The sequence below is a fragment of the Streptomyces sp. NPDC006450 genome (assembly GCF_040612195.1).
GTDB lineage: Bacteria > Actinomycetota > Actinomycetes > Streptomycetales > Streptomycetaceae > Streptomyces.
Genome location: NZ_JBEXPT010000008.1, coordinates 30,293 through 50,669, shown reverse-complemented (window position 1 = coordinate 50,669; position 20,377 = coordinate 30,293). Strand labels below are relative to the sequence as shown.

23 protein-coding genes are annotated in these 20,377 nt (G+C 71.9%); 8 read left to right on the top strand and 15 right to left on the bottom strand.

Annotated features, from left to right (window positions below):
- Positions 1-26: 26 nt before the first annotated feature.
- The 3 genes from ispF to ABZY57_RS05430 all read right to left on the bottom strand — a co-directional run bounded on the left by ispF (position 27) and on the right by ABZY57_RS05430 (position 2,056).
- On the bottom strand, positions 27-581 hold the full coding sequence (gene ispF / locus ABZY57_RS05440) for a 2-C-methyl-D-erythritol 2,4-cyclodiphosphate synthase (RefSeq protein WP_356508378.1): 555 nt from the start codon (positions 579-581) through the stop codon (positions 27-29).
- Positions 571-1,326: a 2-C-methyl-D-erythritol 4-phosphate cytidylyltransferase gene (gene ispD, locus ABZY57_RS05435; protein ID WP_356508376.1), complete on the bottom strand. Its 756-nt coding sequence runs from the start codon at positions 1,324-1,326 to the stop codon at positions 571-573. Before ispD ends, ispF begins: the two co-directional genes overlap by 11 nt.
- 247 nt (positions 1,327-1,573) lie before the next feature.
- Positions 1,574-2,056 (bottom strand): CarD family transcriptional regulator, encoded by a 483-nt coding sequence (locus ABZY57_RS05430; RefSeq protein ID WP_003953493.1) that lies wholly within the window; start codon positions 2,054-2,056, stop codon positions 1,574-1,576.
- Between the two features lie 613 nt (positions 2,057-2,669).
- Here ABZY57_RS05430 and ABZY57_RS05425 point away from each other — a divergent pair.
- Positions 2,670-3,353 (top strand): DUF461 domain-containing protein, encoded by a 684-nt coding sequence (locus tag ABZY57_RS05425; RefSeq protein WP_356508374.1) that lies wholly within the window; start codon positions 2,670-2,672, stop codon positions 3,351-3,353.
- A 90-nt stretch (positions 3,354-3,443) separates the two neighbouring features.
- Here ABZY57_RS05425 and ABZY57_RS05420 read toward each other — a convergent pair whose 3' ends face one another.
- Both ABZY57_RS05420 and ABZY57_RS05415 read right to left on the bottom strand, forming a co-directional pair.
- A complete protein-coding gene (locus tag ABZY57_RS05420) occupies positions 3,444-4,124 on the bottom strand; it encodes a response regulator transcription factor (protein ID WP_030387286.1) in 681 nt (226 codons plus the stop codon).
- On the bottom strand, positions 4,121-5,365 hold the full coding sequence (locus ABZY57_RS05415; protein ID WP_356508371.1) for an ATP-binding protein: 1,245 nt from the start codon (positions 5,363-5,365) through the stop codon (positions 4,121-4,123). Before ABZY57_RS05415 ends, ABZY57_RS05420 begins: the two co-directional genes overlap by 4 nt.
- A 226-nt stretch (positions 5,366-5,591) precedes the next feature.
- Between ABZY57_RS05415 and phoU the strand changes: the two genes are divergently transcribed.
- Together phoU and ABZY57_RS05405 are read left to right on the top strand one after the other, a co-directional pair.
- Positions 5,592-6,269: a phosphate signaling complex protein PhoU gene (phoU, locus tag ABZY57_RS05410; RefSeq protein WP_030858619.1), complete on the top strand. Its 678-nt coding sequence runs from the start codon at positions 5,592-5,594 to the stop codon at positions 6,267-6,269.
- Between the two features lie 112 nt (positions 6,270-6,381).
- On the top strand, positions 6,382-6,534 hold the full coding sequence (locus ABZY57_RS05405) for a hypothetical protein (protein ID WP_356508369.1): 153 nt from the start codon (positions 6,382-6,384) through the stop codon (positions 6,532-6,534).
- Positions 6,535-6,638: 104 nt separating this feature from the next.
- Here the strand turns inward: ABZY57_RS05405 and ABZY57_RS05400 are convergent, their stop codons facing one another.
- Complete coding sequence (locus ABZY57_RS05400; RefSeq protein ID WP_356508367.1) at positions 6,639-7,109, bottom strand: hypothetical protein; 471 nt, start codon at positions 7,107-7,109, stop codon at positions 6,639-6,641.
- A 405-nt stretch (positions 7,110-7,514) separates the two neighbouring features.
- Positions 7,515-8,276 carry a phosphoglyceromutase gene (locus ABZY57_RS05395; RefSeq protein ID WP_356508365.1) on the bottom strand — a complete coding sequence of 254 codons (762 nt, stop codon included), beginning with the start codon at positions 8,274-8,276 and terminating at the stop codon, positions 7,515-7,517.
- A gap of 163 nt (positions 8,277-8,439) precedes the next feature.
- On the opposite strand from ABZY57_RS05395, the gene ABZY57_RS05390 reads away from it, so the two are divergent.
- Positions 8,440-9,813 (top strand): MFS transporter, encoded by a 1,374-nt coding sequence (locus ABZY57_RS05390; protein WP_356508364.1) that lies wholly within the window; start codon positions 8,440-8,442, stop codon positions 9,811-9,813.
- Here the strand turns inward: ABZY57_RS05390 and ABZY57_RS05385 are convergent.
- Entirely contained in the window at positions 9,785-10,294 is a 510-nt protein-coding gene (locus tag ABZY57_RS05385; protein ID WP_356508362.1) for a YbjN domain-containing protein, read from the bottom strand. The two genes, ABZY57_RS05390 and ABZY57_RS05385, sit on opposite strands and share 29 nt — an antisense overlap.
- Positions 10,287-11,588, bottom strand: coding sequence for a D-inositol-3-phosphate glycosyltransferase (gene mshA / locus ABZY57_RS05380; RefSeq protein ID WP_356508497.1), 1,302 nt, complete (start codon positions 11,586-11,588; stop codon positions 10,287-10,289). The genes ABZY57_RS05385 and mshA overlap by 8 nt, the downstream gene beginning before the upstream one ends.
- A 250-nt stretch (positions 11,589-11,838) precedes the next feature.
- On the opposite strand from mshA, the gene ABZY57_RS05375 reads away from it, so the two are divergent.
- The 3 genes from ABZY57_RS05375 to ABZY57_RS05365 all read left to right on the top strand — a co-directional run bounded on the left by ABZY57_RS05375 (position 11,839) and on the right by ABZY57_RS05365 (position 15,346).
- A complete protein-coding gene (locus ABZY57_RS05375; RefSeq protein ID WP_356508360.1) occupies positions 11,839-12,648 on the top strand; it encodes a class I SAM-dependent methyltransferase in 810 nt (269 codons plus the stop codon).
- Between the two features lie 151 nt (positions 12,649-12,799).
- The gene (locus ABZY57_RS05370; protein ID WP_356508358.1) at positions 12,800-13,849 is read left to right on the top strand and encodes an NlpC/P60 family protein; all 1,050 of its coding nucleotides are present in this window, start codon (positions 12,800-12,802) and stop codon (positions 13,847-13,849) included.
- Between the two features lie 261 nt (positions 13,850-14,110).
- Positions 14,111-15,346: a SpoIIE family protein phosphatase gene (locus ABZY57_RS05365; protein ID WP_356508356.1), complete on the top strand. Its 1,236-nt coding sequence runs from the start codon at positions 14,111-14,113 to the stop codon at positions 15,344-15,346.
- Between the two features lie 58 nt (positions 15,347-15,404).
- Here ABZY57_RS05365 and ABZY57_RS05360 read toward each other — a convergent pair whose 3' ends face one another.
- From ABZY57_RS05360 to ABZY57_RS05335, 6 genes are all read right to left on the bottom strand, one after another.
- Positions 15,405-15,743, bottom strand: coding sequence for a DUF2516 family protein (locus ABZY57_RS05360; RefSeq protein WP_356508354.1), 339 nt, complete (start codon positions 15,741-15,743; stop codon positions 15,405-15,407).
- 124 nt (positions 15,744-15,867) lie between these two features.
- Entirely contained in the window at positions 15,868-16,422 is a 555-nt protein-coding gene (locus ABZY57_RS05355; RefSeq protein WP_356508352.1) for a hypothetical protein, read from the bottom strand.
- 80 nt (positions 16,423-16,502) lie between these two features.
- Positions 16,503-16,949 carry a helix-turn-helix transcriptional regulator gene (locus ABZY57_RS05350; protein ID WP_356508350.1) on the bottom strand — a complete coding sequence of 149 codons (447 nt, stop codon included), beginning with the start codon at positions 16,947-16,949 and terminating at the stop codon, positions 16,503-16,505.
- Between the two features lie 88 nt (positions 16,950-17,037).
- The gene (locus ABZY57_RS05345) at positions 17,038-17,808 is read right to left on the bottom strand and encodes a putative protein N(5)-glutamine methyltransferase (protein ID WP_356508495.1); all 771 of its coding nucleotides are present in this window, start codon (positions 17,806-17,808) and stop codon (positions 17,038-17,040) included.
- Between the two features lie 56 nt (positions 17,809-17,864).
- The gene (locus ABZY57_RS05340) at positions 17,865-19,109 is read right to left on the bottom strand and encodes a GNAT family N-acetyltransferase (RefSeq protein ID WP_356508348.1); all 1,245 of its coding nucleotides are present in this window, start codon (positions 19,107-19,109) and stop codon (positions 17,865-17,867) included.
- A gap of 66 nt (positions 19,110-19,175) precedes the next feature.
- Positions 19,176-19,742, bottom strand: a complete 567-nt coding sequence (locus ABZY57_RS05335) for an ABC transporter substrate-binding protein (RefSeq protein WP_356508346.1) — start codon at positions 19,740-19,742, stop codon at positions 19,176-19,178.
- Between the two features lie 207 nt (positions 19,743-19,949).
- On the opposite strand from ABZY57_RS05335, the gene dtd reads away from it, so the two are divergent.
- Positions 19,950-20,375 carry a D-aminoacyl-tRNA deacylase gene (gene dtd / locus ABZY57_RS05330; RefSeq protein ID WP_356508344.1) on the top strand — a complete coding sequence of 142 codons (426 nt, stop codon included), beginning with the start codon at positions 19,950-19,952 and terminating at the stop codon, positions 20,373-20,375.
- Positions 20,376-20,377 lie beyond the last annotated feature (2 nt).

Below are 20,377 nucleotides of genomic sequence, written 5' to 3'. Positions count from 1 at the left end.
CGGGAGGGGTGTGTCCGTACGGGGTACTAGGCCCGGTTCGTCCGGTACACGAGGGCCGTGGCGATGGCGGCGAGGCCTTCGGCGCGGCCGGTGAGCCCCAGCCCGTCGGTGGTGGTGCCGGAGACGGAGACGGGGGCGCCCGCCGCGGCGGCGAGCGCCTTCTGTGCCTCTTCGCGCCGCTTGCCGATCTTCGGGCGCACGCCGATCACCTGGACGGCGATGTTCCCGATCTCGAAGCCTTCGGCGCGGACGATCCGGGCGGCTTCCGCCAGAAGGGTGATTCCGGCGGCGCCGGACCACTCGGGGCGGGAGGTGCCGAAGTGCGCGCCGAGGTCTCCGACGCCGGCGGCGGAGAAGAGGGCGTCGCAGGCGGCGTGCGCGGCGACGTCCCCGTCGGAGTGCCCGGCGAGGCCGTCCTCACCCTCCCAGAGAAGGCCGGCGCACCACAGTTCGCGGCCGGTCTCGAAGGCGTGCACGTCGGTGCCGATGCCGACGAGCGGGATCAGCGGTGCCGCGGCGGCGGGGCTCGGTACGGCAGGGGTGGGTGCGGCGGGGGTGGGTGCGGCGGAATCAGTAGGCATCGGTGGCCCTCCGGCGGGCGAGTACGGCCTCGGCGAGGACCAGGTCGAGCGGGCGGGTGACCTTGAAGGCCTCTTCGTGGCCGGGGACCACCACGACGGTGACGCCGAGCTGTTCCACCATGCCGGCGTCGTCCGTGGCGCCCTCGCCGTCGGCTGTGCCCGCTGCGAGCTTCTCGTGCGCGAGGCGGAGCGTGGCGAGGTCGAAGCCCTGCGGGGTCTGTACGGCGCGCAGCCGGGCCCGTACGGGGGTGGCGACGACCGGCTCGGGCTCGCCGGGCCGGCCGGGCTCGACCTCCTTGACGGTGTCGGCCAGCGGCAGGGCGGGGACGACGGCGGGCGCGCCGTCGCGGACCGCCTCGACGACGGAGTCGACGGTGTCGACGGGGACCAGGGGGCGGGCCGCGTCGTGGATGAGGACGGCCGTGATGTCGGCCGGGAGCGCGTCCAGGCCGGCGCGTACGGAGTCCTGCCGGGTCCTTCCGCCGGGGACGACCAGGATCTCCGTGCGCTCGGGCAGCGCGTGCTCGTCGAGCAGCCGGCGCACCTCGGTGGTGTCGGCGGGCGGCGCCACGACGACGACGAGGGCGACCGCTCGGGAGCGCGCCATGGCGCGTACGGCGTGGACGAGCATGGGGGTGCCGCTCAGGGTCCGCAGGGCCTTGGGGGCTCCGGGGCCGAGGCGGACCCCGCGGCCGGCGGCCGGGATCACCGCGGCGGTGCGGTGGGGGCGCGATTCGTCAGACATCAGTAGCTCCGAGCCAGGTTTGTGACTTCGGCCGACATGGGTATGGCCTGAAGGGTGCCGGGTGCGACGCCCCTCGCCCCTTCCGTGACGACCGGTCGAGTCGGCTGCCCGGACCCGGCACGCCAGTGAGTACAGGCATCGTTACGTCAGGTATGGGTCCAGACATGCCGCAGCGCCCGGCAACAAGTCTCCTTGTCATCGGGCACCGCGGCACAACTGTGTACGACAGAGCGTACGAATGATCGCGTCAGGACGCGAGCACTTCGTCGAGGAGGGCCTCGGCCTTGTCCTCGTTGGTGTTCTCGGCGAGCGCGAGCTCGCTCACCAGGATCTGACGCGCCTTTGCGAGCATGCGCTTCTCACCTGCGGAAAGCCCACGCTCACGCTCACGACGCCACAGGTCACGCACGACCTCGGCGACCTTGATGACATCGCCAGAAGCGAGCTTTTCCAGATTTGCCTTGTAGCGCCGGGACCAGTTCGTCGGCTCTTCTGCGTACGGTGCACGAAGCACCTCGAAGACCCGGTCCAGCCCGTCCTGGCCGACTACGTCGCGAACGCCGACGAACTCCGCATTGTCCGCAGGCACACGAACGGTCAGGTCGCCCTGAGCGACCTTGAGCACCAAGTAGGTCTTGTCCACGCCTTTGATCTGGCGAGTTTCGATAGCCTCGATCAGCGCGGCCCCGTGATGGGGATAGACCACGGTGTCGCCAACCTTGAACGTCATGTGACAGGTACCCCTTCCGTGGCTATCCAGGGTAACACGAGAATCGACCGTTATGAATGGCGTTTTCGCAGGTCAGGGCCCATCTCAGGGCTTGACAACAGCGACACGAACGTGCTGCGGGAGGGTTCCGGAAGGGGGTCTTCGCAGGTCGGAGCGCCTGTGCGGACCGGGCGAAACGGCTACGTTACACCCGCCCGGGAGCCCCGACGATGTGGCGTACGTCCCGTTTTGACGCCTTCCAGGTCGGGAAACCGAACTACTCCGTTCGACTGGCGGCCACCCGTACGGCGTCCGTTCCGGCCCAATCCCGAATTGATCACCGGACGGCGTTCGGCGAAATCCGGAAATTGATCACCGGAGACGCCCCGGGCTTTGCGAGCGGGCCTTTTCACGAATGGAAGATCACCCGGCCCCGGCGCGGCGGTGACGGAACCCGCCGGTGCGGGGGCGGGACCTCGCGCGGGGCCCGGCCCCACGCTGCGGAGGGTCGGGTGCGGGGGCGGGGCGGCGGCTCGGTAACCTAAGCGCGCTGACACATCCTTAGAGCGGCTTTACTTCGCTGCTCCGAGGCGTCCACCCTTCCGTTCCGTACGTCCAAGGAGTTGCCTCCCCCGTGAGCCGCAGCCTTCGACGCGGCGCCCTCGCCGCCACCGCCGTCGTGTTCTCGATCGTCTCGCTGGGCGCCTGCGCCGCGGGCCACGACGCTCCGACTCTCCAGGTCAAGCCGGACAATGCCGCCGTCACCAAGGGCGACATCAAGGTCCAGAACGCTCTGGTGATCACCCAGGAGAAGGACAAGAAGGGCCCGGCCGCGGTCTCCGCGACGGTGTTCAACACCGGCACCAAGGAGCAGACGCTCGAGGGCATCACCCTTCCGGGCGGCAAGGCCGTCGTGACGCTGAAGCCCGCGGGCGGCGGCTCCAAGGTGGTCGTCCCGGCCGGCGGCTCCGTCGTCCTGGGCGGCCAGGGCAACGCCTCCGCCGTGGTCCTCGGCGGGGACTCCATCGTGGACGGCAACGTCCAGAAGATCGTCTTCCAGCTGAGCACCACGGGTGACGTCGAGCTCGAGGGCTTCGTCGTCCCGGCCACCGGCATGTACGCCGGCTACGGCCCGACCGCCGCCGCGGCCGCCGGCCCCACGCCGTCCGGCTCCCCCTCGGGTTCCCCGTCCGGCTCCCCCTCGGGCTCGCCGTCCGGTTCCCCCTCGGGCTCCCCGTCCGGTTCCCCCTCGGGCAGCCCGTCCGGGTCCCCCTCCGGGTCCGCGTCGGCGTCGGCGTCCGCGTCCGCCGGTCACTGAGGCGCGAAGCACCGTACTCAAAGGGAACGGCCCCCGTCCGCTCGATGCGGACGGGGGCCGTTCCCGTACGTACACGGGTACGCGTGCCGTTTACGGCTCGAACTTGTAGCCGAGGCCGCGGACCGTGACCAGGTAGCGCGGCGCGCCCGGGTCCGGCTCGATCTTGGCGCGCAGGCGCTTGACGTGGACGTCGAGGGTCTTGGTGTCACCCACGTAGTCGGCGCCCCAGACCCGGTCGATGAGCTGCATGCGGGTCAGTACCCGGCCCGCGTTGCGCAGCAGCATCTCCAGCAGGTCGAACTCCTTCAGGGGGAGGTCCACCTTCCCGCCGGCGACGGTGACCACGTGGCGGTCGACGTCCATCCGGACGGGGCCCGCTTCCAGCGCCGCCGGGGTGACCTCTTCCGGCTCGCCGCGGCGGCGCAGGACCGCGCGGATGCGGGCGACCAGCTCCCGCGAGGAGAAGGGCTTCGTGACGTAGTCGTCGGCTCCTATCTCCAGTCCGACGACCTTGTCGATCTCGCTGTCCTTGGCGGTCACCATGATCACGGGGACGTTGGAGCGGCCGCGGAGCTGCCGGCAGACCTCCGTGCCGGGCAGGCCGGGGAGCATCAGGTCGAGGAGGACGAGGTCGGCGCCGTTGCGCTCGAACTCGTCGAGCCCGTCGGGCCCGGTCGCGGCGATCGCGACCTCGAAGCCCTCCTTGCGGAGCATGTAGGACAGGGCGTCGCTGAAGGATTCCTCATCCTCGACGACGAGCACTCGGGTCACGGAAGGACCTCCGGGGCAGGGATGGCTGGTGCGGTGTGAGGTTCGAGCAGGGTGTTGGCGGGTGCGGGGGCCGTCGTCGGGGCCGGCGCGGCCGCTTCGGGGAGTCGCAGGGTGAACGTGGAGCCCTGACCCTCCGAGCTCCATACCGACACCTCCCCGCCGTGCGAAGCCGCTACGTGCTTCACGATCGCAAGGCCCAGGCCGGTTCCTCCCGTGGCGCGGGAGCGGGCCGGGTCCACGCGGTAGAAGCGTTCGAAGATGCGCTCGCGGTCCTTTTCCGGGATGCCGATGCCCTGGTCGGTCACGGCTATCTCGATCAAGTCTCCACCCGGCGCGGTGACCCGGCGCGCGGCGATGCCGACGCGGGTGCGGGCGGGGCTGTAGTTGACGGCGTTCTCGACGAGGTTCCCGAGGGCGGCCGCGAGCTGCCCCCGGTTGCCCCATACCCGCAGGTCGGCGGTGCCGCCGGCGGCCATGGTGATCTGTTTCGCGGAGGCCGTGTGGCGGCAGCGGTCTATGGCCTCGGCCACGAGCGTGTCCACGCGGACGGGCTCCGCGTCCTCCAGGGGGTCGTCGTTCTGTACCCGGGAGAGGTCGATGAGTTCTTGTACGAGGTTGATCAGGCGGGTGGCCTCGATCTGCATGCGGCCGGCGAAGCGGTGGACCGCCTCGGGGTCGTCCGAGGCGTCCATGACGGCCTCGGAGAGCAGGGAGATCGCGCCGACCGGGGTCTTGAGCTCGTGCGACACGTTCGCGACGAAGTCGCGGCGGACGGCCTCGATGCGGCGGGCCTCGGTGAGGTCCTCCACGAGGAGGAGCACCAGGCGGGAGCCGAGCGGGGCGACGCGCGCCGAGACGGCGAGCGCCTCGCCGCGGCCGGTGCCGCGCCGGGGCAGGTCGAGCTCGACCTGGCGTATCTCCCCGTCGCGCCGGGTGTCGCGGGCCATGTGGAGCATGGGTTCCACGGCCAGCTTGCCGCCGCGGACCAGGCCGAGGGCATAGGCCGCCGAGCTGGCCTTGACGACCGCGTCCCCCTCGTCGAGCACGACGGCGGAGGAGCGCAGTACGGAGAGGACGGTGTCCACTCCCGGTGGGAGCACCGCGTTGATGTCGGGGCGCATGGAGCTCCGGGTGGGGCGGGCTTGGTCGCGCTCGCTCCAGCGGAACGCCAGCATCGCGATCACACCGGTGCAAAGACCGGCGATCGCGGCAGCTGCGGCGACCGCCGCGTTCACGTCCATGACTCCAGGTTAAGCAGGCGGGGGGACACTTCCACAGCCGTTCGGGTGGCACCTCGAACAGTCGTCGCCCAGAGTTCACCCTGACGACCGTGCTGATTCACTTGCGGTGCCGGAGTCGGTCGCGTTCGGGGTTCACCGTGGCAACGTGGGGCCGATGGCCGCACCGGCCCGCTCGCCGGGCAGTACTTGCAGTAGGCAGTAGTAGGTCGAGAGAGGGACACGAGACATGCGTGACGCGTACCACGAGGAACTGGACTCGATCGGTGAAGGCCTGGTCGAAATGGCCCGGCTGGTCGGCTCCGCCATCGGGCGGGCCACGACCTCCATGCTCGACGCCGACCTGAAGCTCGCCGAGAGCGTCATCGCCGCCGACCAGAAGGTGGACGACCTCCAGCACGACCTGGAGGCCCGTGCCATCGCGCTGCTCGCGCGCCAGCAGCCGGTCGCCACCGACCTGCGCATCGTCGTCACCTCGCTGCGCATGAGCGCCGACCTGGAGCGCTCCGGCGACCTGGCGCAGCACGTGGCCAAGCTCGCGCGGCTGCGCTTCCCGGACACGGCGGTCCCGCGGGACCTGCACGCGACCATCCTGGAGATGGGGCAGCTCGCGCAGCGGCTGATGGCGAAGGCGGCCGAGGTCATCATCACGAAGGACGTCGACCTGGCGCTCCAGCTGGAGCAGGACGACGACGAGATGGACCAGCTGCACCGCACGCTGTTCCAGCACCTGATGGACGACCGCTGGAAGCACGGCATCGAGACGGCGGTCGACGTGACCCTGCTGGGCCGCTACTACGAGCGGTTCGCGGACCACGCGGTGTCGGTAGCCAAGCGCGTCGTCTACCTGGTGACGGGTGAGCACGCGGACGAGCTCCAGGCGCCCACGCAGGTCGAGGGCGTCTGAGCCGGAGGCCCACCGGGGGCCGGATCAACAACGAGCCCCCAATGCGCCGTTGACGCGGGGGCCGGGCTGGGCATGAATGAGGGCGAAGGCACGACGCCTACGAGGAGGATCCATGTCCGATTCCCCCGTCCCCATCACCCCGGAGCAGGAAGCGCAGCCTCCGGAGGGCCTGCGCCTGCGCTTGCCCCTGCTCGCGGCCTGCGGCTGCGGCTCGGGCTGCGGCTGCGGCTGCCAGTCCGGCGCCCCCTGCCAGTGCGGCGGCTGAGGCCGCCCGCCCGGCCACCCGTACGCGAAGGGCCCCGTCCGACACACCGTCGGCCGGGGCCCTTCGCGTCGTACGGTGCTTCTGCCGAATCCCTCCCCGGGGCTTCAACTCAGCTGGTCGCGCACGAGATCAAGGAATGCCTGTCGGCTGGGATGGATGTGCGCCCAGACCTTCTCGTCCTGTGGCTCTCCCGGGTCTTCAGGGCCCTTCCTGATCACCTCCTGCACTGCCCACGCGAGGCTGCGTGCCGCTTCGCTGACCTCGGACGCGCACAGTACGTGGATCGTCTTCTGCGTCACCCACACCCTGTCGAGGACCTGCCTTGCCCGGGCCTGCCACTGCTCGTCAGCCAGGTTGTGGTGATGCCGATCCACCGCGACTCGTTCTGCTTCCTGCACCGCGGACAGAAATGCGATGAGGTGCGTGAGACGCTCGTTGCGGCGCGCCTCGGCACGTTCACGGACACTGCGGCGCGCCTCGCCGCGTTCCAAGGCGCGTCCTGCCGAGCGTTGGGCCAGCACCGACATGAGCCCGCCGAGCAGGACGCCGATGAGCGGCGCAAGCGTTGTCCACACAACGTCCGATTATGACATCGATGTTCGATGGCATGAACACGGCACGGGGTTCGGGCACTAGGTCTCACACCAAGGGTCGCCGCGATACACGAGGTGGGGCTCGGCTTGCCGGGGCGGTACGAATCGCGCCCTGTAGCGGGTCAGGTCGCTCTCAGAAAAGTCGATCAGGGCGCGCTACTTCGCCCCCGACGGCAAGCGGAAGTCCAAGTCCTTCGAGGACGGACAGAAGCGCCTCGCCGAGCAGTGGCTCACCTGATGCCGAGCAGCCGGGACCGTCCTCGCGAGGCTCTCGGCAGGGCTCTGCGGCCGGACGGTCCCCCACGCTGAGGGCCCACAGTGGGCCCAGGGCAGACGAATGCCCCTGATCTGCGCCGTGTGCGCAGGTCAGGGGCATGATCGCTTTTCCTACTTCTTCTTGCCCTGGTTCTTGACGGCTTCGATGGCGGCCGCGGCGGCGTCCGGGTCGAGGTAGGTGCCGCCCGGGTTGAGGGGCTTGAAGTCGGCGTCCAGCTCGTAGGAGAGCGGGATGCCGGTCGGGATGTTCAGGCCCGCGATGTCGGCGTCGGAGATCCCGTCGAGGTGCTTGACCAGCGCGCGCAGGGAGTTGCCGTGCGCGGCGACCAGGACGGTGTGGCCGTCCAGCAGGTCCGGGACGATCGAGTCGTACCAGTACGGGAGCATGCGGACGACGACGTCCTTGAGGCACTCGGTACGCGGGCGCAGCTCCGGCGGGATGGAGGCGTAGCGCGGGTCCTCGGACTGCGAGAACTCCGTACCGTCTTCGAGCGCCGGCGGCGGGGTGTCGTACGAGCGGCGCCACAGCATGAACTGCTCCTCGCCGAACTCGGCGAGGGTCTGGGCCTTGTCCTTGCCCTGGAGGGCGCCGTAGTGGCGCTCGTTCAGGCGCCAGGAGCGGTGGACCGGGATCCAGTGACGGTCGGCTGCCTCCAGCGCCATCTGCGCGGTGCGGATCGCGCGCTTCTGGAGCGAGGTGTGCACGACGTCGGGGAGCAGACCGGCGTCCTTGAGCAGCTCACCGCCGCGGACCGCCTCCTTCTCGCCCTTCTCGTTGAGATTGACGTCCACCCAGCCGGTGAACAGGTTCTTCGCGTTCCATTCGCTCTCGCCGTGGCGGAGGAGGATCAGCTTGTACGGTGCGTCGGCCATGCGTACGAGCCTAATGGACACGCCCGTCCGCTCGCGCGCGGTGTCCACGGTGTGGTGACGGTCCCCCGATTGACGCCGGCCGTCAATCCAGTGGCTCCCCGGGGCCCGGATCCGTAGGGTCCGAACGACTAGAGGGACGCTTACATCTCCGGGGGGATTCCCTATGTCCGTTGCCAGTGTGAGACGCGCCGCGCGCGAGAGCGTGGCGGGGCTGCCGCGGGAGTTCTGGTGGCTCTGGACGAGCACGCTGGTCAACAGGCTCGGGGCCTTCGTCGCCACATTCATGACCTTGTACCTGACCCTGGACCGGGGCTATTCGGCCTCCTTCGTGGGACTTGTGGTGGCCCTGCACGGGCTCGGCGGTGTGGTGTCCTCGCTCGTCGCCGGCGTGCTCACGGACCGGCTGGGGCGGCGGCCCACGCTGATGGTGGCTCAGGCGTCGACCGCGTTCTCGGTGGCGCTGCTCGGCTTCATGGAGCACCCGGCGGCGATCGCCGCGGTGGCTCTGCTGGTCGGCATGACCTCCAACGCCTCACGGCCGGCGGTGCAGGCGATGATGGCCGACATCGTCCGCCCGGAGGACCGGGTACGGGCCTTCGCGCTGAACTACTGGGCCGTCAACCTCGGCTTCGCCGTCAGCGCGACCGTGGCGGGCTTCGTCGCGGAGTACAGCTACCTGGCCGGGTTCCTCGGCGAGGCGGCCCTGACCCTGGTCTGCGCGGTGCTCGTCTACCTCAAGCTGCCGGAGTCCCGGCCGCAGAGGACGGCGGAGGAGAAGGCGGCCGCCGAGCCGGAGATCGGCCTGGGGACGGTGCTGCGGGACGGGCGGTTCATGGGCGTCGTCGGGCTGTCGTTCCTGATCTCGCTGATCTTCATGCAGGGCTCGTTCGGGCTGCCGCTCGCGATGGGTGCGGCCGGGTTCTCCACGGCCGACTACGGGCTGGTCATCGGGGTCAACGGCGTGCTGATCGTGCTGCTGCAGATCCCGGTCACCCGGTTCATCGAGCGGCGCGATCCGCAGAGGCTGCTGGTGATCTCGGCGCTGCTGGCCGGGTACGGCTTCGGGCTGACGGCCTTCGGCGGCTCGGTGTGGAGCCTGGCGCTGACCGTCTGCGTGTGGACCCTGGCCGAGATCATCAACTCGCCGACCCAGATGGGCCTGGTCGCCCGGCTCTCCCCGCTGCACGGGCGCGGCCGCTACCAGGGCATGTACACGATGTCGTGGGCGGTGGCCTCGCTGATCGCCCCGCTGATGGCGGGCTTCACGATCGAGCACTTCGGCGCGGCGTGGCTGTGGGGCGCTACGGCGGTCCTGGGCACGGTGGCGGCGGGGGGCTACTGGCTGCTGATGCGGGCGCTCCCCGAGGGTGAGCACCCCCAGTCCCGCCCGCGTTCGAGGCGCGGGCGTCCGGGAGCGGAACTCCCGGCGCCGGCGCCGGCGCCGGACGGCCGGCCCGGCCTCGCCGCCGCCTCCGGCCCGGGGGCCGGAGCTCCCGAACCCCCGGCGGCTACGCCGACGGCTGCGTCAGGTTCTTGAAGGCGTCCAGGTTGCGCGTGGACTCGCCCCGCGAGACCCGCCACTCGTACTCCCGCCGGATCGCGCCGGCGAAGCCCAGCTCCAGCAGGGTGTTGAAGGCCCCGTCCGCGGCCTCCAGGACCGTGCCGAGCAGCCGGTCCAGGTCGCCGGGGGTGATCACGGACAGGGGGAGGCGGGCCGTCAGGTAGACGTCGCCGAGCGCGTCGACCGCGTAGGCCATGCCGTAGAGCTTGAGGTTGCGCTCCAGCAGCCACCGGTGGACGCCGGCCTCGTTCTCGTCCGGGTGGCGGATCACGAAGGCGTTGACCGACAGGGAGTGCTTCCCGGCCTTGAGCGAGCAGGTGGTGCTCAGCTTGCGGGTGCCGGGGAGCTGGACCACGTACGAGCCCGGTGACGGGCTCTCCCAGCTCAGTTCCGCGCCGGTCAGCGTCGCTTCGATGATCGCGGCGGTGTCGGTGAGGTCAGCGTCAGCGTCAGCCATGGTGGGAGCGTACGTGACGGCGGTGATCGTGCATCGCCCCCGTGTACACGTCGGCCGTGCCGCTCGCGGCGGTGTCCCAGCCGAAGAACTGCGCGTGCCGCGCGGCCGCCCCGCCCAGCCGGTCCGACAGCCCCGGCTCGTCCACGAAGCGCCGTAGCTCACGGGCGTAGTCGACCGGGTCGTGGCCGGGTACGAGGATCCCCGTGACCCCGTCGTCGACGGCGACGGGCAGCCCGCCGACAGCCGCGGCCAGCACCGGCGTGCCGGTGGCCTGCGCCTCTATGGCGACCAGCCCGAAGGACTCGTTGTACGAGGGCATGACCAGCACGGACGCCGCGCGGAACCAGTCCGCGAGCGCGTCCTGAGCCACCGGCGGATGGAAGTGCACGAGGTCCGCGATGCCGAGCTTCGCGGCGAGCTTCTGCAGCCCCTCCGGCTTGGCGAGCCCGCTGCCGCTCGGCCCGCCGACGACGGGCACGAACAGCCGGGCGCGCAGCGCCGGGTCCCGGTCCACGAGCTCCGCGACGGCCCGCAGCAGGATGTCGGGGGCCTTGAGCGGCTGGATGCGGCCCGCGAAGAGCGGGATGACGGCGTCCTGCGGCATCCCGAGGCGGGCGCGGGCGGCGGCGCGGCCGTCGGCGACGGTGAAGCGGTCGAGGTTCACGCCGGGGTGGACGACGGCGACCTTGCCGGGGTCGGCCGCGTAGTGGCGGACGAGTTCGTCGGCTTCCTCGGCGGTGTTCGCGATGAGCCGGTCGGCGGCGTCGACGATCTGCGTCTCGCCGATGACGCGGGCGGCGGGCTCGGGGGTGTCGCCCTCGGCGAGCGCCGCGTTCTTGACCTTGGCCATGGTGTGCATGGCGTGCACGAGCGGGACGCCCCAGCGCTCGGCGGCGAGCCAGCCGACGTGGCCGGAGAGCCAGTAGTGGGAGTGGACCAGGTCGTAGTAGCCGGGGCGGTGGCCGGCCCAGGCCTGCATGACGCCGTGGGTGAAGGCGCACAGCTGGGCCGGCAGCTCCTCCTTGGCCAGGCCCTCGTACGGGCCCGCGTCCACGTGCCGTACGAGGACTCCGGGCGCGAGCTCGACCACGGGCGGCAGGCCGCCGGTGGTGGCCCGGGTGAAGATCTCGACCTCGATGTTGATCGCGGCCAGGCGCCGGGCCAGCTCCACGATGTAGACGTTCATGCCGCCGGCGTCGCCGGTGCCGGGCTGGTGCAGCGGTGAGGTGTGCACGCTGAGCATGGCGACGCGGCGCGGCTTGCGGTGGCCGCCGACGGCGGCGGGCAGGCGCAGGCGGGGCGGCTCGTGGCGGGTGCCGGAACGGGCCGCGCCGAACCGGCCGCCGATGCTGCCGCCGATGCGGGACACGTACTGGCTCAAGGGAGCAGTTCCTCTCGCTCGGACGGCATGACACGCAGAGCGCTGTCGGCGCTCTTCTAGGAGTGCAACCCGGACGGCCGTCCCCCGCATTCCGGGACGGGAGCTTTTCCTGCTGCCGTGCCGGATTTTTATCGCGCGGGAACCCTCCGCTTACTCTCTGCACATGGCCTCCCGCTCCACCCCTCCCCCTCGTCGCCCCGTCGGCACGGTGACCCGCGGGACGACGAACCCGAACCGCCTGCGCCGCATGGACCGCTGGATCGCGGCGACGCACGGAGCGGCGCTGCGGCGCGCGGACGACCCGGTCGCGGTGGACCTCGGCTACGGGGCGGCGCCCTGGACCGCGGTGGAACTCCTGGCACGGCTGCGGGAGGCGGCCCCGCGGGTGCGGGTGGTCGGCATCGAGATCGAACCGGCCCGGGTCGCGGGTGCGAAGCCGTACGAGCGGGAGGGGCTGAGCTTTCGGCACGGCGGCTTCGAGGTGCCGCTGGAGGGCGGGGTCCGGCCCGCGCTGATCCGGGCGGCGAACGTGCTGCGCCAGTACGACGAGGAGCAGGTCGAGGCGGTGTGGGAGCGGCTGTGTGCCCGGCTCGCTCCCGAAGGGCTGCTGGTGGAGGGGACCTGCGACGAGATCGGGCGGCGGCACGTCTGGGTCGCGCTGGGGCCCGAAGGGCCGCGCACGGTGACCTTCGCCACCCGGCTGGGCTCCCTGGAGCGCCCCTCGGATCTGGCGGAGCGGCTGCCGAAGGCACTGATCCACCGCAACGTGCCGGGCGAGCCGGTGCACGCGTTCCTGCGCGACTTCGACCGGGCGTGGGCGGCGGCGGCTCCGTACGCCTCCTACGGGGCGCGGCAGCGCTGGATCCGGACGGCGCGGGCGCTGGCCGGGGACTGGCCGCTGGCGGACGGGCCGGTGCGGTGGCGTCAGGGGGAACTCACGGTGCGGTGGGACGCGTTGAGGCCTTCGGGGTGACGGGGGCCGCCGGTGCCAGGGGGGCCGCGGCGGCGCTCGGGGCGGATCGCATGGATATCCACAAGGGTGTTGGAATTCACCGACTCGTGGCACCATCCCGAAGGCAGTCACAAGTTACTGACGATTAATCAATTTGGTGTCTGGGGGGACCATGAGGAAACGACGACGGGGTTCGATCGCCCTCACTCTGCTCTGCGCGATGGCGCTGCTGTCCGCTCCCGGCGCGCTGGCCGGCACGGCGTTCGCTGCGCCGGAGCCCCAGCAGGGCAAGTCCCTGGAGCAGGTCCGCAAGGAGATAGAGGGCCTCTACCGCGAGGCCGGCGCCGCCACGGACGCCTTCAACCTCGCGGAGAGCGAGACCAAGGCGCAGTCCGACAAGATCGTGGAGATCGCCAACCTGGTCCTCGCGGGCCAGGACCGCATCACCGCGCTGAAGGGCCGCGCGGGGGCGGCGGCCCGCGCCCAGTACCGCTCGGGGGGACTGCCGCCCGGCGCGCAACTGGCCCTGAGCAACGACCCGACGCAGTTCCTGGACGGCAACGACCGGCTGCGCCAGGGCGAGAAGGCCACCTCGGACCTGCTCTCCGAACTGAACCGCACCCAGACCGACTTGCAGCAGTACGCGCGGGACGCGAGCGCCCACTGGGAGACCCTGGAGGCCAACCGGGTCAAGCAGGAAGCCGCGAAGAAGCAGGTCGAGGACAAGATCAAGGCGGCGGAGGAGCTCGAGAGCAAGCTGGAGGCCGAGCAGAAGGCCCGGCTGCTGGAGCTCGAGGCGGAAGCGCAGCGCAAGGCGCAGACCGACTGGCTGTCCACGGGCGCGATGACCGGCTCCTCGGGCGCCGCGGCCACCGACGCGGGCAAGCGGGCCGTGCGGTTCGCCGCCGCCCAGATAGGGAAGCCGTACGTGTGGGGCGCGGAGGGACCCGGCTCGTTCGACTGCTCCGGGCTGACCTCGCAGGCCTGGCTCGCGGCGGGCAAGCGGATCCCGCGCACCTCGCAGGAGCAGCTGCGGCTGCCGAAGGTCGCGGTCAAGGACATGCGGCCGGGCGACCTGATCATCTACTTCGACGACGCGAGCCACGTCGGGATGTACGTCGGGGACGGCGCGATGGTCCACGCCCCCCGCCCGGGCCGCAACGTCACCATGGCGGGCGCGGGCTCCATGCCGATCAAGGCAGTGGTCAGACCGGACGCGTAGCGACGGCCCGCTCACCGACAGGTGGCGCCGCCGGGGACGGCCGGCCGCCGGGGACGGGCCGCCCCCGGGGCGCTACGTCTCGGTGGGCGGGATGTCGTACCCCTGCGCCGTGACGTTGGTCATTCGTCGACACGGACTTTCCCACCCGATAACGGCATATGCCGGAGCCCCGCACCGGACCCGCCATTCCGCTTCCCTCCTCCCGCCGCTAGGGTCGCCGGACGAGCGAACCCCCGAGGGGGCGGGAAGGAACCGGAGACGATGCCCGTACCCGTACCGCGGCAGAGGGACATCCCGGCCACCGAGAGCGGCCCGGGCGGCATGTCATCGCTCACCCTGCTGGTGATCGAGGACGACCCCGCCGGCGGCCTCACCGTCCCCGAGATCCTCGACGCCGACGGCCACCGCATCCGGCTGCGCAGCGCCCGCAACCTCACGGAGGCGGCCCGGCTGCTCACCCCCGACGTGAACTGCGTGCTGCTCGACCTCGCGCTCCCGCACAGCGGCGCCGGCGACGCCGCCGACCCCTTCGGCGCCCTGCGCCAAGTGCTCCGCATCGCCCCGCGGCACGCGGTCCTCGTGCTCACCTCCGAGGAGGACGCGGAGCGCGCCGCAGAGGCCGTACGCGTGGGGGCCCAGGACTTCCTGTTCCGCGACGAGCTCGACGGACGGCTGCTCAGCCGCGCCATCCGCTACGCGGTGGAGAGAAAACGGGCGGACATCGCCCAGTACAAGCTCGCAGAATCGAAACTGCGCGCCCAGGAGAACGCCCGCCTGGAGCGCGGGCTGCTCCCCCACCCGCTCCTGGAGGGTTCCGACCTCCGCTTCGCCGCCCGCTACCGCCCCGGCCGCAGCCGGGCCCTCCTCGGCGGGGACTTCTACGACACCGTCCGCACCCCCGACGGCACCGTCCACGCGATGATCGGCGACGTCTGCGGCCACGGCCCGGACGAGGCCGCCCTCGGCGTCGAGCTGCGCATCGCCTGGCGGGCTCTGACCCTGGCCGGCCTGTGCGGCGACGACCTGCTCGCCACGCTCCAGGAGGTCCTGGAGGTCGAGCGCCCCTGCGAGGAGATCTTCGCGACGCTGTGCACGGTGGACATCGCCCCCGACGGCCGGCGCGCGGGCCTGTGCCTGGCGGGCCATCCGGCGCCGCTGATCTCCCGGCCGGGCCGCCCCGCGCGACTGCTCCCGTACGAGAACAGCGGCCCGGCCCTCGGCCTGCTGCCCCGGGCCCGCTGGCCGCGCCGCCAGGTGGAGCTGGGCGGCACGTGGAGCCTGATGCTCTACACCGACGGCCTGATCGAGGGCAGGATCGGACAGGGCAAGGAGCGGCTGGGGCAGGACGGCATGGTCGAGATGATCAACCGCCACCTGGCCGACGGGCTGAGCGGCGAAGGGCTGCTCGAAGCCTCCGTGACCGAAGCCCGCCGCCTCAACGGCGGGGAGCTGACGGACGACGTCGCCGTCGTCCTCCTCTCCCGCGCCGAGGGCTGACGGGCCGCACGGCCGGGCCGGCAGGCCGCGTACGGCCCGCGCCCCACCGCCCGCCTGTCTAGCGGCCGCCGTTGTAGGGGCCGTACGGTCCGTCGCTGCTGCTGCCGCCGCGTCGGCCGCCGCCGCCCGAGACCTCCTTGAGGGCGGGGCGCACATCGACGAAGAACACGATGCTGGCGACCAGCCCGGCGATCTCCAGGAAGAGCATCCCGAGGAAGGCGTCCACGAGCACGGTGATGCCGAGGATGACCAGCCAGAAGGTCTTGGTCTGCTTCCCGGCCGCCCGGTACGCGTCCTCGCGGGCCGTCAGCGCCAGCACGAAGGCCACCACGGCGAGCCCGAGCATGGCGAACCCGAGCAACGGAAGCACTCCGTTATCGAACCCGTTCATCAACATCGCCTGACCGCCTTCTCACGCCTCGCTCACCGGATGCCACCTGCCTCCACGCTACCGGCAGAGCCCCTTTCCCAAACCACAACGGACCGGACGCCCCGCGGGTGCCCGGTCCGTCGCGCCGCTCTCAGCTCTGGTCGGCCGGCTCGGCGGCGGCCTTCTTGGCCGCGGCCTTGCGGGCCGGAGCCTTCTTCGGCGCGGGCTCGGCGGCGGGCTCCGCCACCGGCTCGGCGGCCTCCGGCTCCACGACCACGGCGATGTCGACGATCTCCTCGGAGACCTCGCCGCGCCACGCCCGTACGGTCTGCTCGCCGTGCTCGGCGACCTTGTCGTAGGCCTCCTTGGCCTTGACCGCGTACTCGGCGGCCACGCCGACCCCGCGCAGCGCCAGGTCCTGGGCGGTCTCCCCGAGCTTCTTCGCGTCGATCGCCCCGAACACCTCGGCGACCGTGGCGGTGACCGCCTCCTGCGCCTCCTTGGCCTTCTCCTTGGCCTTTTCCTGCACGGCCTTGGGGTCGGTGTTCTTCACGGCCTCGATGCGCGCGGGGGCCTCGGCGCGCAGCTGCTCGATCAGCCCGGGCACCTTCCTGGCCTGCTGCACGGCGAGGTCGGCGGTGCCGGCGGCGAAGTAGAGGGGGGTCGGGTCGGTGAGGGTCTTCTTCAGGTCATCGGCGATGGCCATGTGGTGGTCCTCCCGGATCACGGTCTCAGTTCGTGCTCAGTGCGTAATCGGTGCGTACTCGGTGCGTACTCGGTGCGTGCTCAGTTCGTACGGCGTGTCTCGGCATCGCCGCTGTCGCTGGCGCCTTCCGCTCCCGCCCCGGCCTTTTCCTCGGCCTCCGCGGCGTTCTCTGCGGCGTTCTCTGCGGCGTTCTCCTTGCGGAAGGACGCGTAGATCTGGAGCAGCACCTGCTTCTGCTGCTCGCTGATGGACGGATCGGCGAGGATCACGGCCGTCGTCTCCACGGCGTCCCGGTCCCGCTCGTCCAGGATTCCGGCCTGCACGTACAGCGTCTCGGCGGAGATCCGCAGCGCCTTGGCGAGCTGCTGCAGGATGTCCGCGCTCGGCTTGCGCAGCCCGCGTTCGATCTGACTGAGGTACGGATTCGACACCCCCGCCGCATCGGCCAGCTGGCGCAGTGAAAGCTGTGCCTGCCGCCGCTGCTCGCGCAGGTACTCGCCGAGGTTGCCGACGTTGAGCGATGCCATGACCCGATCCTGCCGCACCTTGCTAACTATTGCAAGCAGGTGCTTGCAATAGCTCCCACTCCAGACCTCCGCCCCCCTGCGGCGCCGGCTACGGCGCCGTCGCGATGACCACCGTCGCGTAGTACTCCTCGGAGGTCACCGTGCGCGCCGACAGGCCTGCCGCCGTCAGGGCCGCCGCCGTGACGGGGGCCTGGCGGGTGCTCGTTTCGATCAGCAGGCTGCCGCCCGGTGCGAGCCAGGGCGGGGCGCCGGCGGCGACCCGGCGGTGGACGTCCAGGCCGTCCGCCCCGCCGTCCAGGGAGACGGGCGGTTCGTGGTCGCGGGCCTCCGCCGGCAGCAGGCCGATCTCCCCGGTCGGGACGTAGGGGGCGTTGACCACCAGGACGTCCACCCGGCCCCGGAGCCCGGCGGGCAGGGGTGCGTAGAGGTCGCCCTCCCACACCCGGCCGCCGTACGGGGCCACGTTGCGCCGGGCGTAGGCGAGTGCGGCCGGGTCGATGTCCGCCGCGTGCAGTTCGGCCCCCGGCACCTGCGCGGCCACGGCGGCGCCGAGCGCGCCCACCCCGCAGCACAGGTCCACGACCACCGCGCCGGGCCGGGCCGCCTCCGCCGCCTCCCGCGCGAGGAACTCGCTGCGCCGGCGCGGCACGAAGGCCCCCTCGCCGACGGCCATGCGCAGCCCGCAGAACTCCGCCCAGCCGACGACGTGTTCCAGCGGCTCGCCCGCCACCCGCCGGGCCAGCAGCCCCTCCAGATGCCCCGCGTCCTCGGCGGCGGCCGTCAGCAGCTCCGCCTCCTCCTCCGCGAAGACGCAGCCGGCCGCGCGCAGGGATTCCACCAGTGTCGCCAAGTACCTCAGTCCCCAGTCCTCGTATCCCGATCTCCCCGATTTCCCGCACGGACGCACGGACGGGCTCAGAAGATGTCCGGGCACCACGGCCGCCGCGCCGTACGGAACACCGCGTCCGCGAGCGCGAGTGCCCCGGGGCGCTCCTCCGTGATCGCGCCGAGCGCCGCCAGCCGCACCGCAGACTCGTCGCCCAGGTACAGCGCCCCCAGTGTGCCCACGTCCAGGCGCAGATCGGCCGGCTCCTCCGTGCGCACGCAGTCCCCCGCGCCCGCGTCGAGCCGGTAGCGCCCGCCCGCGGGACCGGTCTTGTCGAGCACTTCCAGCACGAGGACCCCGGGCACGGCGTATGTCCGCGCGCCGAGGGCCCGTACGACGTCCAGCAGCCGCACCCACAGCCAGTCCGCCGAGGTCACCAGCCGGGCGGAGCGCGCGTCGGGCAGCAGCCCGGTGACGAGGTCGTCGGGGGCGCGGTAGCCGGTACGGACCTTCACCACCCAGTCGATGGAGCAGAGGAAGTGCCACAGCGCCCGCTCCGCCTCCGGGGTGGCGGCGAGCAACTGCCGTACCTGCACGGTGTTCTGCGGAACCTTCGCGTCCGTCCACTTGTCGTCCGCGGAGTACCGCACCAGGCCGGCCACCTCGCCCTCCGCGGTGCGGTACACCGCGTGGAAGGCGGCCTTGTACGGCCGGTGCGACAGCTCCTCCACACCCGTGGCCAGCCGCCACCAACGGGCGTCGCGGTTCACCGCCCCGGGCGTGGCCGCCCGCAGCCGCTCGTGCAGCGCCGGGCCCACCTTCCGTACCTCGGCCTCGTCCACGAGGTCGATCCTCCCGCCGTCGCCGGGGACCGGCTGCCGCGGGTCGAGTCCGGTGCGCGGTACGTCGATCTCCCATTCCGAGACGGAGGTGGCGGGCCCGTACCCGTACCGCCCGTAGATCGGGTACTCGGCGGCGATCAGCGTCGACAGCACGTCGCCGCGCGCGCGGGCTGCGGTCAGCTCCGCGGCCATCATCCGGGTCAGCAGGCCCTGCCTGCGGTGGGTGGGCAGTACGGTCACGTTCGAAACGGCGCTCGACGGGACGAACGCCCCGCCGGGCACGGTCAGTTCCTGCGGGAAGGAGCGGAAGGTCGCCACGCACCGGCCGGTGTCACCGTCGAACCCGCCCTGTGTCCGGGAGAAGTCGAAGTTCTCGGTCAGCTGGGCGACGTCCGCGGCGCTGCCGGGCGCCGCGTTCAGGAAACCGTTCTGCACGGCACGCAGCCAGTCGGGAAGTTCGGACACGGCGATCGGCCGGACGTCAGCGCTCATAGCCACCCACGCTAATCGGACCGGCCCGCCCCCGTCGCCCGCATTTTTCCGCGGGCCCCCGCCTCCTCAGGCGAGCAGGTCGTCCACCTGGGCCTCGCCCTCCCGGTAGCGCCGGGTGATCTCCGCGCTGCAGTCGTCGGCCGTGCGCTGGAGCTGCTGGCGGCGCCGCGAGACCTGCTGCTCGTAGCGCACCAACCGGCCCATGCCCTCGTGGAGTTCCTCGTCCGTGCGCGCTCCCAGGTCCGACAGCTCCACGTCGGAGAGCATCTCGGCCGCCAGCAGCCGGTACTCCTCCCCGTGCGGGGTGCCGAGCGTGACGTGCCGGGCCGAGGCGCTGCGGCTGGAGGGGGCGTCCGCGAGGATCTCCGAGAGCCGGTCCACCACCGGCGCCTCGGGGTCCGTCCGCCGGGCGAGCTCGGCGCGCAGGATGTCGATGCGGCCCTGGAGCAGCCGGCGCACGTAGCTCAGGTCGGCCTCGTCGCGCTGCGCGTCGCGGCGCAGCCCGCGCAGCTCCGGCAGGCCGAGCGCGGTGGTCGCAGCCGACGGGACGTCCGCGGCGCCGGTCCGCTGCGCGGGCGGGCGGGGCGCCGTGGCCGTGGTCTCGGCGGAGGCCCCGGACGTCGCGGACGCCATGGGTGTGACGGGCGCTCCGGAGCCCACGGGTCCGATGGGCGCAGAAGCAGGTGCGGAGGTACCAGAAGTATTCATGCGTTCGTGTCCGTCCCCTCGACCGGTGCTGGGGGCACCGCCTGCGTGCATCGTGCCACTCCCCGTGGCGTTGACGCAGTCCCACTCCACCCGATCGGCCCCGGACGGGTGCACGCCTGGTACACAGGTGTCATGCGAGCAGTGGTGCAGAGGGTGGACGGCGCGAGCGTCGTGGTGGCCGGCGAGACCGTCGGGGAGATCGTCGGGGAGGGGTTGTGCGTGCTGGTGGGGGTGACCCACGACGACACCCCGGAGAAGGCGGAGTTGCTGGCGCGCAAGCTCTGGTCGGTGCGGATCCTGGAGGCCGAGAAGTCCTGCAGCGACGTGAACGCGCCGCTGCTGGTGATCTCCCAGTTCACCCTCTACGGAGACGCCCGCAAGGGCCGCCGCCCCACGTGGAACGCGGCCGCCGGCGGGGCCTTCGCCGAGCCGCTCGTGGACGCGGTCGTGGAGCAGTTGCGGGCGCTGGGCGCGACGGTGGCGACGGGCCGGTTCGGCGCGGACATGAGGGTCTCGCTGACCAACCACGGCCCGTTCACCATCGTCATCGACATCTAGCG

Excerpts from the sequence above, each read along its gene's own strand:
- ABZY57_RS05350 (WP_356508350.1), bottom strand. The coding sequence starts at position 16,949 with ATGGCATCGCTCAACGTCGGCAACCTCGGCGAGTACCTGCGCGAGCAG.
- ispF (WP_356508378.1), bottom strand. The coding sequence starts at position 581 with ATGCCTACTGATTCCGCCGCACCCACCCCCGCCGCACCCACCCCTGCC.
- ABZY57_RS05365 (WP_356508356.1), top strand. The coding sequence starts at position 14,111 with ATGCCCGTACCCGTACCGCGGCAGAGGGACATCCCGGCCACCGAGAGC.
- dtd (WP_356508344.1), top strand. The coding sequence starts at position 19,950 with ATGCGAGCAGTGGTGCAGAGGGTGGACGGCGCGAGCGTCGTGGTGGCC.
- ABZY57_RS05395 (WP_356508365.1), bottom strand. The coding sequence starts at position 8,276 with ATGGCCGACGCACCGTACAAGCTGATCCTCCTCCGCCACGGCGAGAGC.
- ABZY57_RS05415 (WP_356508371.1), bottom strand. The coding sequence starts at position 5,365 with ATGGACGTGAACGCGGCGGTCGCCGCAGCTGCCGCGATCGCCGGTCTT.
- ABZY57_RS05370 (WP_356508358.1), top strand. The coding sequence starts at position 12,800 with ATGAGGAAACGACGACGGGGTTCGATCGCCCTCACTCTGCTCTGCGCG.
- ABZY57_RS05355 (WP_356508352.1), bottom strand. The coding sequence starts at position 16,422 with ATGGCCATCGCCGATGACCTGAAGAAGACCCTCACCGACCCGACCCCC.
- ABZY57_RS05430 (WP_003953493.1), bottom strand. The coding sequence starts at position 2,056 with ATGACGTTCAAGGTTGGCGACACCGTGGTCTATCCCCATCACGGGGCC.
- ABZY57_RS05340 (WP_356508348.1), bottom strand. The coding sequence starts at position 19,109 with ATGAGCGCTGACGTCCGGCCGATCGCCGTGTCCGAACTTCCCGACTGG.
- ispD (WP_356508376.1), bottom strand. The coding sequence starts at position 1,326 with ATGTCTGACGAATCGCGCCCCCACCGCACCGCCGCGGTGATCCCGGCC.
- ABZY57_RS05390 (WP_356508364.1), top strand. The coding sequence starts at position 8,440 with ATGTCCGTTGCCAGTGTGAGACGCGCCGCGCGCGAGAGCGTGGCGGGG.
- ABZY57_RS05335 (WP_356508346.1), bottom strand. The coding sequence starts at position 19,742 with ATGGCGTCCGCGACGTCCGGGGCCTCCGCCGAGACCACGGCCACGGCG.
- ABZY57_RS05360 (WP_356508354.1), bottom strand. The coding sequence starts at position 15,743 with ATGTTGATGAACGGGTTCGATAACGGAGTGCTTCCGTTGCTCGGGTTC.
- ABZY57_RS05375 (WP_356508360.1), top strand. The coding sequence starts at position 11,839 with ATGGCCTCCCGCTCCACCCCTCCCCCTCGTCGCCCCGTCGGCACGGTG.
- phoU (WP_030858619.1), top strand. The coding sequence starts at position 5,592 with ATGCGTGACGCGTACCACGAGGAACTGGACTCGATCGGTGAAGGCCTG.
- ABZY57_RS05405 (WP_356508369.1), top strand. The coding sequence starts at position 6,382 with ATGTCCGATTCCCCCGTCCCCATCACCCCGGAGCAGGAAGCGCAGCCT.
- ABZY57_RS05385 (WP_356508362.1), bottom strand. The coding sequence starts at position 10,294 with ATGGCTGACGCTGACGCTGACCTCACCGACACCGCCGCGATCATCGAA.